The organism is Streptomyces colwelliae (assembly GCF_048158785.1).
GTDB lineage: Bacteria > Actinomycetota > Actinomycetes > Streptomycetales > Streptomycetaceae > Streptomyces.
The window spans coordinates 1-13,926 of record NZ_JBLTJC010000277.1 but is presented as its reverse complement, the minus strand read 5'-3'; the positions used below and the strand labels follow the sequence as shown (position 1 = coordinate 13,926).

Genomic DNA, 13,926 nt, shown 5'->3' with positions numbered 1-13,926 from the left:
CCCCCGCACCGCACTCTCCAGCAGCAACGGCACCCCCACCACCGGCAGCAACCACACCAGCACGATCAACCGCCCACCCCACACGCTGACATCGGGATGCGCGGCCTGCGTGAGAACCCCCGTGAACGCGGCCCCGGTCAGGAACACCCCGAACGCCGGCCGCCGCGAGGCACCCCACACACCCGCACCCAACGCCGCCGCGAGCATCGGCTGCCACAGCTGCTGCCGCGTCCACTCCAGCCAGAAGTTCGCTTCCAGGTGCAGGAATTCGGGCCACAGGCGCGTGCGGTCGGGGCGGGCGTAGTGGTCGGTGAGCAGGTCCTGAAGGCTGTCGGTCTGCGATGGATAGTGCAGCGCACTCGCCACAACCAGCGTGCCCAGCGCGGCAGTTGCCCCGAACCCGGCGACCACCACCAACGCCCGCCCCGGCGCCCGCCCACGCCGCATTCGCCCTACGGCGACCAACGCGCCCGCACCGGCCAGGCACAGCCCGAGGAACAGGGACTGCGAGTGCTTGACGGTGAAGAGGAGCACCAACGAACCACCCACCAGGGCGAGTCCGACGCGCGTACGTTGCCCCTTCAGCACCAGCCCGCAGCCCCACAGCGCCGCCAACGTCAGGGCCGTCATCAGCCCCTCGGTCATCGGCCGCATCGAGGTCGTCCCGCACGGCAGCACGTAGTACAGCGCCTGCCCGGTCAACGCGAACGGCACCGACACGGACAACGTGCGCAGGATCAGGAAAACAAGGATCCCACCCCCGACCGTGAGGACGACACTCGCCGACCACATCCCCCAGACCGGACCGAGCAGCGTCACGAACGGCACCAGGAACACCGGGTATCCGGGCCGCACTTCGAAGATCCGCATGAACCGTTCCGACGTGAAAGGCGTGATGAACCCGCCCGTCTGCTCGGCCCGCACCCGCGCGTTCACCCCCCGCCACTCCGCGTCCCGGCACTTCTTCGCGACCCGTGCGGCGGGGTCCTTACCGTGGAAGTTCAACGGGTTCACGCTCTGGTCGCGCCGCGCGTTCGCCCCCTTGCTCGCGCAGGAGTAGTCGATGGCGACGGTCGCCGCCTCGTGCGCGCTCGCACCGCGCAGACTCATCGCGTACGACAGGTAGTTCTTCGTGTCGGGCGTCGCCCGCCCGGTGACATTGGCGAGTTGGAGCACCGCGAACACGGCGGCCAGCACCAGCACCCAGGTACGCGGCCTCATGAGGACGCCAACTGGTCGTGCCCGGCGGCAGGAGAGGGAACCCGTGCACCGGACTCGGTCTGCGGCAGCCGGTCGTCCTCCCCCAGAAGCAGCGTCCGTACGACCCTCTCGGCGGCCTTCCCGTCGTCGAACTCGCAGTAGCGCGACCGGAATTCGGCCCGCAGCCGCGTCGAGTCCTCGTCCCGCCAGGCACCCGACGCGAACAGCCACGCCAACTCCCGGTAGGAGCCGGACACATGGCCCGGTGGCGCGGCGGTGACGTCGAAGTAGGTGCCCCGGCTGGCCGCGTACGCCTCCCGGTCGTCGGCGTGCAGCACGATCGGCCGGTCGAGGTTGGCGTAGTCGAACATCAGGGCCGAGTAGTCGGTGATGAGCGCGTCGGACGCCAACATGACGTCCTCCACGGAGGGTTCGTCGGTCGCGTCGACCAGGACGCCACGCCGGTGCAGGTCCGCGAGGCCCATGCCGCGCGCGGGTCCGGTCGCGAGGGACGGGTGGAGGCGTACGACGAGGGTGTGCTCCGGGCCGAGATCCTCGGCGAACCGGGCCAGGTCGAGGCGGTCGACGTGCCCGCCCCGGACGTACTCGCGCCGCGTCGGCGCATACAGCACGACGGTGTGCCCGGCGGGGATACCGAGCCGCTCCCGAACTGCCGCCCCCGCTCCCGGTGTTGCGGCGACAAGGACGTCGTTGCGCGGACTCCCCGTCCGGACCGAGGCGAAGTGGCACGGATACGCCCGCTCCCACACCAGCTCGGAGTGCCGGTTGGCGACCAGGCTGTGGTCCCAGCGGTCGGCGCGGCGCAGCATCTGCGGGACGTCGAGGCCGTAGCGGCCGCCGGGCTTGTCCAGCAGGTCGGCCGCCATGTACTTGAGCGGGGTGCCCTGGTGGGTGTGGATGTGGACGCTGCCGGGGCGCTTGGTGAGGGTGCCGGGCCAGTTGACGTTGTTCACGAAGTACTTGGCGCGCGCAGTGACTTGGCGGTACCGCAAGGTGTTGAGGAGGACGTGCTCGACATCAGGCGGCAGCAGCGCGGCCTGTTCCGCGTCCTGTACGACCCACACGCCCCGGAGGTGCGGGGCGATCTCCCGCGCCTTGTAGTAGACGGCGGCCGGGTCACCGAGGACCCCGCGGTGCGAAAAGGCCGAGTAGACAACGAGGTTGGGGTCCAACGACCGGCGGGCGTGCAGCGCGGCCCAGCCGCCCTTGATCCGTCCGGCCGCCGACCTGCGGGCCTGTGACGCCCGGCGTTCGAGCTGCCGCCCGCCCCGCCCCGCCTGCCGCCGGACCCGGTACAGCGCGTAACTGCCTTCCAGGGCACGGACTTCGGCGTCCGCCTTCGCGCCCGCCGGTTTGTGCTTGCGGAACAGTTCGGCCGTACGGCGGAAGAACTCGGCCTTGTCGGACGGGGGCAGCCGGTCCGGCTTGCCGAGGATGTCGAGACAGTGCTCGGCCATCTTGCGGTGCAGGTACGGCAGCCAACTCGCCAGCTCCGGGCGGGAGTCGACGAACGCGAAGACCCGCTCGTACTGGTCGTGGATGTCGAAGTGCTTGCGGCTGGTGGTGGACAGGATGTTGCCCTGGCGCCGCTGCCGGTAGTTCAGGCAGATCCGGTCGAGGGTGGCGATCCGCTCGGCGCTGAGCAGCACCGGGAACGTCCAGGGCGTGTCCTCGTAGTAGCCCGGCGGGAACTCGAAGGCGTGCTTGTGCACGAACTCCCGGCGGTACACCTTGTTCCACACGACCATCAACAGGTCGAGGATCTCCGGGTGTTCGGCGACCGTGAAGGTGCCGTCGACCTCGGTGAGGACGTGCGCGAGGACGTTGCGCCGGGTGCCGCCCCACCAGTAGGTGCGCGCGTAGTCGAAGACCAGGACGTCCGGGTCGCCGCTCGCGTCGAGCCGGTCGGCCATCGCGCGCAGCGCGCCCGGGGTGAGGGTGTCGTCGCTGTCGAGGAAGAACAGGAAGTCGCCGGTGGCCAGGGGCATTCCGGCGTTGCGGGCGCGGCCGAGGCCGACGTTCTCCGGCAGGTGCAGCACCTGGACGCGCGGATCGCGGGCCGCGTACTCGTCGAGGATCGTGCCGCAGCCGTCCGGCGAGCAGTCGTTCACGGCGATCACCTCGATGTCCCGGTAGGACTGCTCCAGAACCGAGTCGAGGCACTCGCGCAGAAAGCCCTGCACCTTGAAGACGGGGACGATGACGCTGAAGCGGGGCACTTCGGGTTCAGCTCCTTACGAGGGTGGCGGCGGGGGCCGGGACGCGCTCCGCGAGCGGGATCACGGGCGGCACTGTCTCCGGCGGCTCGCCGAGGAACACCCGGCGTACGACCCGCTCGGCGGCCAGCCCGTCGTCGAACTCGCAGAAACGGGCGCGGAATTCGGCCCGCAGGGCGGTGGACTCCGCTCCCGCGTACGAGCCGTCGCTGAATACCTGCGCCAGCTCCTCGGGCGTCCGCGCGACCGGTCCCGGCGGCGCCTCCATCAGGTCGAAGTAGACGCCCCGCGTCTCCCGGTAGACGTCCCAGTCGTCGGCGTACACGACGATCGGCCGGTCGAGGTTGGCGTAGTCGAACATGATCGACGAGTAGTCCGTGACCAGCGCGTCGGCGGCCAGGCACACGTCCTCGGAGGAGCGGTGCCCGGTCACGTCGATGATCCGGCCGGTGCTCTTCGCGCGGCCCTGGTCGTAGAAGTAGTGGGCGCGCAGCAGCACGACCACGTCATCGCCGGCCGCCACGCAGAACGCATCGAGGTCGAGGCCGGTGTCGAAGCCGGTCTGGTAGTCGCGGTGGGTGGGCGCGTACAGGACGGCCGTCTTGCCCTCCGGGACGCCCAACTCCCGCCGCACACGGGCCACTTCATCTGCCGTGGCCGTGTAGTAGACGTCGTTGCGCGGATAGCCGTACTCCAACGCCTCGTACGAGCCCGGGAAGGCGCGCTCCCACATCTGGGTGGAGTGACGGTTGGAGGAGATGTTGTAGTCCCAACGGTCCACCCGGCCGAGGAGTTTGGCGAAGCTGCCGGTCGCGGCGGCCACCACCGGGTACGTCGACTGGTCGACGCCCATCTTCTTCAGCGGGGTCCCGTGCTGCGTCTGGACGTGCACGCTGCCGGGCCGCTTGACGACGCCCTCCGCGAAGTTGGCGTTGTTCACCAGGTACTTGGCCCGCGCCAGCACCTCCCAGTACTTCCGGCTGCCGATCACGGCGTGCTCGACGCCCTTCGGTACGGCGTCCACCGCGTCCGGCTCGACAAGGAACACGGACCGGATGTGCGGGGCGAGTTGGCTCGCCTTCGCGTGGATCGCGGCCGGGCTGCACGCGTAGCCGCGTCCCCAATAGGAGCAGTAGACAGCCAGGTTGGGGTCCAGTGGGCGGCGCAGGTCGCGGGCGTAGCGCAGGCGGGTGCGGAGCATCCGGGGGCGCGGGACCCGCTCGGCCGCGCCTGACGCAGACCGGTTGGCGCCGCGCAGCGCCTTGAACGCCGTGTACGCGCCCGAGGCCAGCAGCCGGTGCTGTACCCCCAGACTCCCGCCCGGCGCACGGAAGTCGGCGGGCCGGTGACTCCGGTACAGCCGCCCGGCCCGGCGGAAGAAGGCGCGGTGCCCGGAGGGAAGCCGCTCGGGCCGGGAGGCGGTCTTCAGCACCACGGCGAAGAGCTGCTCGAACAGCGCGTGCGACCGCTCGGGAGGCAGAACTCGCGCCGCGCCGAGCACCAACTCCACCTGGTCGAGGAGCTGATGGTGGTGCTCGCCGGGCAGGTTGAGCCGGCTGCCCTGCCTGCGCAGCAGATGCCGTACGACCACCGAGCGCAGCACCGCCACCCGCTCGGCGGCGACGGTGACCAGGCCGCCCCAGCCCAGGTCCGTGAACCGGCCCTCGGGGAAGGTGAGTCGGTGCTCGGTGAGGAAGGCGCGGCGGTAGGCCGCACTCCACGCCGGAAGCTGTACGCCGGTCAACTGCGGTGCCTGCGCGGGGGAGAAGGCGCCCGCCGGGGTCTTCGCGAGCAGCGGGGCCGCCGGGTTGGTGGGCTCGCCCTCCCACCACGGGGTCCGCTCGTGCTCGAAGTACAGGACGTCGACGTCTTTAGGACCCTCGGTCTCCGCGAGCCGGGCGTCCAGCGCGGCCAGTGCGCCCGGGGCGAGGGTGTCGTCGCCGTCCAGGAACAGGACGTAGGCGCCGGTCGCCGCCCGTAGGCCGGTGTTGCGTGCCCCGCTCAGGCCCGCGGAGGGTGGCGAGTTGACCGGGGCCACCCGCGAGTCCCGTCCGGCGTGGCCGGTGGCGACGTCGGCGGCCGGGGAGCCGGGGGCGTCGCAGACCGGGATCAGCTCGAAGTCGCCGTAGGACTGCGCGAGGACCGAGTCCAGGGCCAGGGACAGCCGGCCGGCGACCCCGTGGGACGGGACGATGATGCTGAAGCGGGGCATTCTGTTCTTTCTCCAGTGGTCCGGAGGGGTCCGGTGTCAGTGCGCGCGACAGGCCCTGGGGCGTCCGGTCGGGCGCCAGGTGGTCGGGCGGGTCGGTGTGGGGCGCGAGGGGCTTGACGGCATGCGAACTCCCCGGTGTGGGAACGGCGTTCAGAGTCGGTCGGTGACGGGCAGGGACGTCGCGGGCTGTGGCACGGTGGCGAGCGGGGAGCGCGTGAGGCTCGCGGCGGCCGACGGGACCGGGTGGCGGTCAGCGAGCGGCACGACCGGCGGGAGGTCCGTTTCGCCCAACACCACGTGCCGTACGACCCGTTCGGCGGCGCGGCCGTCGTCGTAGGGGCAGAAGCGCTCGCGGAACGCGGTGCGCAGCTGGGTCGAGCGGGAGCCGCGCCAGTGGTCGGTCGCGAAGATGTCGATCAGTTCGTCCTCGCTGCGCGCGACCGCGCCCGGCGGGAAAGCCCGCAGGTCGAAGTACGTGCCGCGGGCCGCCTCGTAGGCCTCCCAGTCGTCGGCGTGGATGACGATCGGGCGGTCGAGGTTGGCGTAGTCGAACATCAGGGACGAGTAGTCCGTGACCAGGGCGTCTGAGGCGAGGCACAGCGACTCGACGCTGGGGTGGTCGGTGACATCGATGATCCGGCCGCCGGACGCGGGGGCGAGCGGGCCCTCGTGCCAGTAGTGGGCGCGGGCCAGCACGACGAAGCGCGGGCCGAGGCGGCGCAGCAGCCGGTCGAGGTCGACGTGGGCGCGCTGGACGCGGCGGTAGTCGCGGTGGGTCGGCGCGTAGAGCAGCGCGATGGTGTCCTGCGGGATGCCGAGGGACTCGCGCAGTCGGGCCACGTCGGCCGAAGTCGCCTGCTGGAACACGTCGTTGCGGGGATAGCCGTAGGCGAGTGTCGTGTAGCTGCCGGGGTAGACCCGCTCCCAGGTCAGGGTGGTGTGGCGGTTGGGGGACAGGACGTGGTCCCACTTGTCGACGCCCTTGAGGAGTTCGGCGAAGTCCATGTCCCGTGCGGCGGCCGGGCGTTCCTGGAGGTCGAGGCCCATGTGCTTGAGCGGGGTGCCGTGTTGGGTCTGGATCATGACCTGGCCGGGGCGCTTGACCAGCCGGCGGTCGAAGTTGACGTTGTTCACCAGGTACTTGGAGCGGGCCAGCGCCGTCCAATAGGAGGCGGTGTTCGGGCGCAGCCTGCGCGTCGCGGCCGGGATCGTGTGGTGGTGCTCGGGGCGGGCGATCCACGCCGTGCGGATGTGCGGGGCGTGGGTGCGGAACGCCGTCTCCAGCGCGCCCGGGTTGCAGCTGTGGCCGCGCCCCCAGTAGGCGGCGAACACCGCGCGATCCCTTAGCGGGAGCCGGAGTTGGACGCGGTAGTGGAGCTGGAGAGCGGCCGCCCTGAGCGCGCGCAGCACCTTCGCGGCGAGCTTGACCGCGCTGCGGCGCCAGCTCATCGCCGCCTGCACGGCCCGGAACGTGCGGTGGACGCCGAAGTGGACGAGCGTGTGACGCATGCGGGTGCGCAGCGGGACCGGGGTGCCGGGGATACGGTAACGGCGGTAGTGGGCACGGGCCTTGCGCAGGAACTCGGCGCGGGTGCCGCGCGGGAGGCGGTCCGGCTTGGTGAACACCGTCGCGAGGTGGTCGACCATGCGGCGGAACAACACCGGCCGCCACTGGTCGAGTTCGGGGCGCGCGTCGACGAACGCGAAGACACGGTCGTACTGTTCGAAGACGTCGAAGTGGCAACGGCTGGTCGTGCCGAGGATGTTGCCCTGGCGGCGCTGGCGGTAGTGGACGCAGACCCGGTCGAGGGTCGCGATCGTCTCCGCGGCCATCAGGACCGGGTAGGTCCACGGGGTGTCCTCGTAGTAGCCGGGCGGGAAGGCGAAGCCCTCGCGCTCGACGAACTCCCGTCTGTACGCCTTGTTCCAGGCCACCATGATGACCCGGAGGAGCCCGGGGCGGTCCTCCAGGCGGAAGGGTGCCGGGCCCTGTTCGGTGAGTTGAGCGGCGACCTTGTTGCGGCGGGCCTCGCCCGACCAGAAGGTGCGCGCGTAGTCGAAGACGAGGACGTCCGGTTCGCCGGTCTCCTTCAGGCGGTCGGCGATCGAGCGCAGCGCGTCGGGCGTGAGCGTGTCGTCGCTGTCGAGGAAGACGAGATAGTCGCCGGTCGCCTGTTCCAGACCGGCGTTGCGGGCGCGGCCGAGGCCCTGGTTCTCGGGGAGATGGACGGCGCGCACACGGGCGTCGCGAGCCGCGAACTCGTCGATGATCGCGCCGCAGGCGTCCGGCGAGCAGTCGTCGACCGCGATCAGCTCAAGATCGGGGTACGACTGGGAGAGCACCGATTCCAGGCATTCGTGCAGGTACGCCTGCACCTTGTACGCGGGGACAATGACACTGAACCTGGGCAAGGGACATCCATGGGTCGGTCGGCGCGGGCGTTCTGCCCGGGAACGGCCGATGGAGTGACTTGGTTACGGCGCGTACGGCATACGGGGGACGTGCGGTGAACGAAAAGGGGCGGGCCGGTGACGGCCCACCCCTTTGAACTATGTGTGTTTTGCGGCTATTTGACCGCGCCTGCCATCACACCGGTCACGAACTGCCGCTGGAACGCGAAGAACACGGCCAGCGGGATCACCATGGAGATGAACGCACCGGGTGCCAGCACGTCGATGTTGTTGCCGAACTGGCGTACCTGCGTCTGGAGTGCGACCGTGATCGGCTGGGTGCTCGACTTGGTGAACACCAGCGCGACCAGCATGTCGTTCCACACCCACAGGAACTGGAAGATGCCCAGGCTCGCGATCGCGGGCCCGCCCAGCGGCATCACGACCCGGGCGAACAGCCGTAGCTCACCGGCCCCGTCCAGCCGTGCCGCCTCCAGGAGTTCGCGTGGGATCTCCGCGAAGAAGTTCCGCAGCAGGAACACCGCGAACGGCAGCCCGTAGCCGACATGGAACAGGATCACCCCGAAGATGGTCCCGAACAGGCCCAGCTTGCCGAAGAGTTCGGCGATCGGGATCAGCGCCACCTGCACCGGCACGACCAACAGGCTGACCACGCCCAGGAACCACCAGTCGCGGCCCGGGAACTCCATCCACGCGAACGCGTAGCCCGCGAGCGAGCCGATCACCACGACCAGGAGCGTCGCGGGGACCGTGATCAGGACGGTGTTCCACAGCGAGTTGGTGATGTCGCTGTTCTCCAGCAGCGTCTTGTAGCTGTGGAAGGTGAGTTGGGACGGCTGGCTGAAGACCTTCCACCAGCCGCTCGCGTTCATGTCCTCCGGACTGCGCAGCGAGGAGAGCAGCAGCCCGAGCGTCGGCACCAGCCAGAACAGGCCGACGACGATCAGGAACACCCTGACCAGGCCTCCGCTCGCCGCCGCCGCGAGCCGGGAGCCGAGCGACTCCCGCGCCTTGACGACCTCAACTGGCCCGGTTTTACCGAGACTTCCGGCATCCGTCGTCATCGCCGCACCTCCCGCCGCAGTCGCCGCACATTGCTGCATTCTCCCGGGGGATAACCCCCGGACCCCCAGCAGAAAAACAGACGTGCACTCATCGCCTGACCTCCCGCCTGAGCCGACGCACGTTGAACAGCATCACCGGGATCACCAGCAGGAGCAGGAACACCGAGATCGCGCTGGCGATCCCCGGCTGGTCCTCCGAGAAGCCCTTCCGGTACAGCTCCAGGGCCAGCACGTTCGCGTCGTCCTGCGAGGAGCCCGGGGCGATGATGAAGACCAGGTCGAAGATCTTCAGCACATTGATCATCAGGGTGACGACGACGACCGCGAGCACCGGCGCCAGCAGCGGCACCGTGACTCTCCGGAACACCTGCCACTCGTTGGCGCCGTCGACCCGCGCCGCCTCCAGCAACTCCCGTGGCACACCCGCGAGTCCGGCCGCGATCAGCACCATCGCGAACCCGGCCCACATCCACACGTACGACCCGATGATGGCCGGCGTCACCAACGACGGGCCCAGCCACTCCACTCCGTTGTACGGCGCCTTGAAGTTGCCTGCCGGGAGCCGGAGTTGGGCCCCGTCGGCCTTGGCGGGCAGTGTGAAGGTGCCGTCGCCGGCGGCCTTCGTCGAGGCGACCACCTTGCCGTCCTTGACCGCCTCGATCTTCATGCCGCCGTAGCCGAGTTCGGACGGGTCGACCCCGCCGAGCCTGCCGACGCCCTTGCCGCGGGTGAAGTCCTGCCAGGTCGTGCCGGTGATCTTCCCCGGCTCGGCCTTCGCGGCCACGGCCTTCTTCGCGCCGTCGGGCATCTGGTCGGGGGCGACGCCGACCAGCGGGAGGACGACGGTCTGGCCCGTGTGGACCGTCGTACTGGTGATGAAGCCGCCGTGGTCCGCCTTCAGCGGCGACTCGCGGCCCGGGTGGGCGTTGGGGAACGCCGACGACGAGGCGAACGTGTCGTGGATGCCGACCCAGACCGCGTTGGCGACACCCTTGTGCGGGTCCTGGTCGTAGACGAGGCGGAAGATGATGCCGGAGGCCAGCATCGAGATCGCCATCGGCATGAAGACGACCAGCTTGAACGCCGTTCCCCAGCTGACCCGTTCGGTCAGCACCGCGAAGATCAGGCCGAGGGCGGTGGCGACCGTCGGCGCGAAGATCACCCAGATGACGTTGTTCTTCAGGGCGGTGCGGATGCCGTCGTCGGTGAACAGGGCCTTGTAGTTGTCGAATCCGGCGAAACCGTCGCCGGCCTGGTTGCCGAAGCTGCGGACCAGCGAGTACCCGATCGGGTAGACCACGAGCGCGCCGAGCAGCACCAGGGCGGGCAGCAGGAACAGCACTGCCACGGTCCTGCGGGTGCCGGTCACGCTCTTGCGGTTGCGGGGAGGGACGGAGGCCCCGGGGGCCTCCGCCGCTGCCGATGCCATCTCGGGCTCAGCTCCCGCTCGCGTACGCCGCCGCCGCGTCCTTCTCCAACCGCGCCTGCGTGCCCGCGATGTCCGTCGGGTTCTTCAGGAAGTCCTGGAGGTCCTTCCACTCGCCCTTGCCGGGCGTACCGCCGAAGGACTGCGGGGCCTGGTCGGACATGTCGAAGCGGAAGTCGTCACCGGCCGCGATCAGCGCCTTGGCGATCGTCCGCTGCACCGCGTTCGGGTACGCCGAGTCCGGCACGTTCTTGTTGGGGGAGAGATAGCCGCCGAGCTTCGCCTGGATCGTCGCCGCGTCCGGTGAGGCCAGGAAAGTGGCCAGCGCCTGGGCCGCCTTGGAGTCCTTCAGGATGACGGCCGCGTCGCCGCCGGAGACCACGGGCGAGGTGGAGCCCACCGCCGGGAACGGGAACACCTTCGCGTCGGTGCCGACCTTCGCCTTCGTCTCCTGGATGTTGACCTGCGCGAAGTCTCCCTCGTAGACCATCGCGCCCTTCGGCTGGTCGCCGCCGGTGAAGGTCTGGGTCACGGAGGCGGGGAACTCCGTCTGGAGCGCGCCGCTCTGGCCGCCCGCGATGTAGGCCTTCTTGCCCCAGATCTGGGCGAGCGTGGTGAGGGCCTCCTTCACGGAGGGGTCCGTCCACTTGATCTTGTGCTGGGCCAGCGCGTCGTACTTCTCCGGGCCCGCCTGCGAGAGATAGACGTTCTCGAACCAGTCCGTCAGCGGCCAGCCGTCCGCGCCGGCGACGTTGAACGGCGTGACCCCGGAGTCGTAGATCGTCTGTGCGGTCGTCAGCAACTCCTGCCAGGTCTTGGGCTCCTTGGCGCCCGCGTTCTCGAAGACCTTGGCGTTGTACCAGATCAGCGACTTGTTGGCGGCCTTGTAGTAGACGCCGTACTGCTTGCCGTCGACCTTGCCGATGTCCTGCCAGCCCTGCGCGTAGTTCTTCTGCAACTCCTTGAGCGCGTCGGCTCCGAGGGGCTTGGCCCACTTCTTGTCGACGGCCTGCTTGATGGCGCCGGGCTGCGGGAGCATCGCGACGTCCGGCGGCTGGCCGCCCGCGACCTTCGAGCCGAGGAAGTTGATGATCGGGTCCTGGGCGGGCACGAAGGTGACCTTGGCACCCGTGCGCTTCTCGAACTCCGCGAGGACCGCCTTGAAGTTCTTCTGCTCGTCACCGGTCCACACGGCGGCCACTTCGAGGCTCTCGCCGTTCAGTTTGGGAAGGGTGACCGTGCCGGCGGATTCCGAGGGACTGCTGGTCTTGCTGTCGTTGCTCTTGTTGTCGCTGCCACCGCAGGCGGTGAGTGAGAGCGCCAGTGCCCCCACGGCGACAACTGCCGCTGTACGTACGGTGGTGCGTGTCCGGTTTGTGTTGCTCGTGCTGCGCATCACTGCCCCGTTCTTCGTTCCTCGTCGAACGCTCGAACGCTTCCGTGCGCACTGGTCTACGCCCGGTACTTGAACGCGGCAAGATGGCGTCCGCTGTCAAGTACGCGATCGTGATTGGGTCGTGACGTGGGGTTGTGTGGGCGGCCTGTGAACGATCAGAGGAGCGACGGCACCTCCGCCGCCGACACCGAGCGTGTGGCCCGCTCCAGCGCGCTGGCCAGGAGCGCCAAGTCCGTGGGCCCGTTGCCCAGTTCGCGGACCGGGCGGCGGGCCGGCGGGTCGCCCATGCGCTGCCACTCCAGGGGCACGACCGTGGGACGGAGCGTCGCCGTCCGCGGGATACGGCCCGTCACCCGGCCACCCTGGAACGGGGTCGCCCGGCCGTCCGGCAGGGTCAACCGGCCGCGCCCCGGGGCGGGTTCCTCCGGCCCCTGGGCCGTCGGATCGAGGCTGACGCGCAGGGTCGTGTGCCGGGCGGGTTCGGTCTCGGACGTACGCGCCTCTACGGCGGCAGCCGCCACCAGGTGCACCCCGAGCCGCTCGCCCTCGCGGGCCACCGCCTCCAGTGCGCGTATCACCGACCCGGCGGCGGGGCGGCCGGGGGAGCCGAGCGGGGGTTTCACCAGCGCGTCCAGGTCGTCGACCACCACGACCAGGCGGGGCAACGGCGGTGCCGCCTCCGTCTGTTGACGGGCCGCCGCCGACGGGCGCAGCCGGATCGTCGAACTGGTCGGCGAGTCCAGGTCCCCGGCACCCGACGTGCCGCGCTGGGCGATGATCCGCCCCGACATCTCGTGCCGCGAGTGCCACTCGACGAAGCCGATCCGGCCCAGCAGCTCGGCCCGCCGCTTCAGCTCCGCGCTCAGGGACTGCGCGAACTCCCGCATGCGCACAGGGTCGTTGGCGGTGAGGTGGGTGGTGACATGCGGGACGTCCGTGCAGACCCGGCGTTCACACCTTCGCATCGAGGGCCCGCTTCACGATGCTCTGGAGCTCCGCGCTGACCGCCCCGCTGGTCACCACCTTGTAGAGCACCACCGCGAACGCCACCGCCGCGATCAGCCCCATCGCGTACTCGGCGGTGGCCATACCGGCGTCCCCGCGCGCCCCGCCGCCCAGTCGTACCCGTACCGCTCGCACGGCCCGTACCGCTACTGCCTGCACTGCCTGCATAGCCTGCACTGCCTTGTACATCTCAACCCCCGTGAGGTTTGGTCCTGTTGGTCCCGTTGGTCCTGATCAGTCGTTCTGGTTCAGATCAGCCGTTGTTCGTCGTACGTCCGTCACCACTCGCGCCTCCCGTCAGCCACCGCTCCTTCCCGTCGCCCCGCCCGCGAGCCCGATCACCACGGGCAGCACGCCGACCGCGATGAACGCGGGCAGGAAGCACAGCCCCACCGGTGCGGTGATCAGAACGGCCGCCCGCCGGGCCCGTGCCGTCGTGGTGCGTGTCCAGTCGGCGCGGGCCTCCGCCGCGAGCCGGGCGACCGGTCCGGCGGCGGGGAGCCCCGACTCGTCGGCCCGTTCGAGCAACCGGGCCAGCGGGCCGGCGCCCGGCAGCGCGGCCAACCTCCGCCAGGCGTCGGCCGGTTCGCCACCGAGCCGCACCTCCGCCGCCGCACGCGCCAGCCGCTCCCCCACGGGCCCCGTGAGGGCCTCTCCGACGGCCTGGGAGGCGATCACCGGCGAGGCTCCGGCGGCGATGCAGGCGGCCAGCAGATCGGCGGCCAGCGGGAGTTGGCGGGTGGCGGTCGCGGCATCGCGCTCGGCGACGGAGTCGGCGGCCACCTGCCGACGCCGCCACTGCCACAGCCCGACGGCGACGACCGCGCCCACCACGACCCCGGCGACCCCGCCGCCCCGCTTCCGCCACCGGGCGGGCAGGTCGTCATGGCGCCGGTTTCCTTGGGGGAACTGGGCACGGCCGTCCTCGCCGCCGACCCCGAAGCAGTACTACTCGGTGGGTATCGGCAAGGACC

At 70.3% G+C, this 13,926-nt stretch carries 8 protein-coding genes and 2 pseudogenes; all 10 read right to left on the bottom strand.

Features of this window, described 5'->3' with window-relative positions; all coding sequences use genetic code 11:
- Nucleotides 1-1,221 (bottom strand): hypothetical protein (locus tag ACNFOC_RS38755; RefSeq protein WP_416963705.1); only part of this gene is annotated, 1,221 nt, incomplete at its 3' end.
- A complete protein-coding gene (locus ACNFOC_RS38750) occupies nucleotides 1,218-3,440 on the bottom strand; it encodes a bifunctional glycosyltransferase/CDP-glycerol:glycerophosphate glycerophosphotransferase (RefSeq protein ID WP_416963704.1) in 2,223 nt (740 codons plus the stop codon). The genes ACNFOC_RS38750 and ACNFOC_RS38755, both read right to left, overlap by 4 nt.
- Before the next feature lie 7 nt (nucleotides 3,441-3,447).
- The gene (locus tag ACNFOC_RS38745) at nucleotides 3,448-5,649 is read right to left on the bottom strand and encodes a bifunctional glycosyltransferase/CDP-glycerol:glycerophosphate glycerophosphotransferase (RefSeq protein WP_416963703.1); all 2,202 of its coding nucleotides are present in this window, start codon (nucleotides 5,647-5,649) and stop codon (nucleotides 3,448-3,450) included.
- A 150-nt stretch (nucleotides 5,650-5,799) separates the two neighbouring features.
- A complete protein-coding gene (locus ACNFOC_RS38740; RefSeq protein WP_416963702.1) occupies nucleotides 5,800-8,061 on the bottom strand; it encodes a bifunctional glycosyltransferase/CDP-glycerol:glycerophosphate glycerophosphotransferase in 2,262 nt (753 codons plus the stop codon).
- Between the two features lie 155 nt (nucleotides 8,062-8,216).
- Nucleotides 8,217-9,125 carry a carbohydrate ABC transporter permease gene (locus tag ACNFOC_RS38735; RefSeq protein WP_416963701.1) on the bottom strand — a complete coding sequence of 303 codons (909 nt, stop codon included), beginning with the start codon at nucleotides 9,123-9,125 and terminating at the stop codon, nucleotides 8,217-8,219.
- An 88-nt stretch (nucleotides 9,126-9,213) separates the two neighbouring features.
- Nucleotides 9,214-10,554, bottom strand: coding sequence for a carbohydrate ABC transporter permease (locus ACNFOC_RS38730; RefSeq protein WP_416963700.1), 1,341 nt, complete (start codon nucleotides 10,552-10,554; stop codon nucleotides 9,214-9,216).
- A 7-nt stretch (nucleotides 10,555-10,561) separates the two neighbouring features.
- On the bottom strand, nucleotides 10,562-11,947 hold the full coding sequence (locus tag ACNFOC_RS38725; RefSeq protein WP_416963699.1) for an ABC transporter substrate-binding protein: 1,386 nt from the start codon (nucleotides 11,945-11,947) through the stop codon (nucleotides 10,562-10,564).
- A 155-nt stretch (nucleotides 11,948-12,102) separates the two neighbouring features.
- A pseudogene (locus tag ACNFOC_RS38720) lies at nucleotides 12,103-12,894 on the bottom strand (hypothetical protein); the annotation flags it as partial.
- A 4-nt stretch (nucleotides 12,895-12,898) separates the two neighbouring features.
- Nucleotides 12,899-13,141 (bottom strand): DUF4244 domain-containing protein, encoded by a 243-nt coding sequence (locus tag ACNFOC_RS38715; protein ID WP_416963698.1) that lies wholly within the window; start codon nucleotides 13,139-13,141, stop codon nucleotides 12,899-12,901.
- A 108-nt stretch (nucleotides 13,142-13,249) separates the two neighbouring features.
- Nucleotides 13,250-13,804: pseudogene (locus tag ACNFOC_RS38710) on the bottom strand (type II secretion system F family protein); the annotation flags it as partial.
- Between the last annotated feature and the right edge of the window lie 122 nt (nucleotides 13,805-13,926).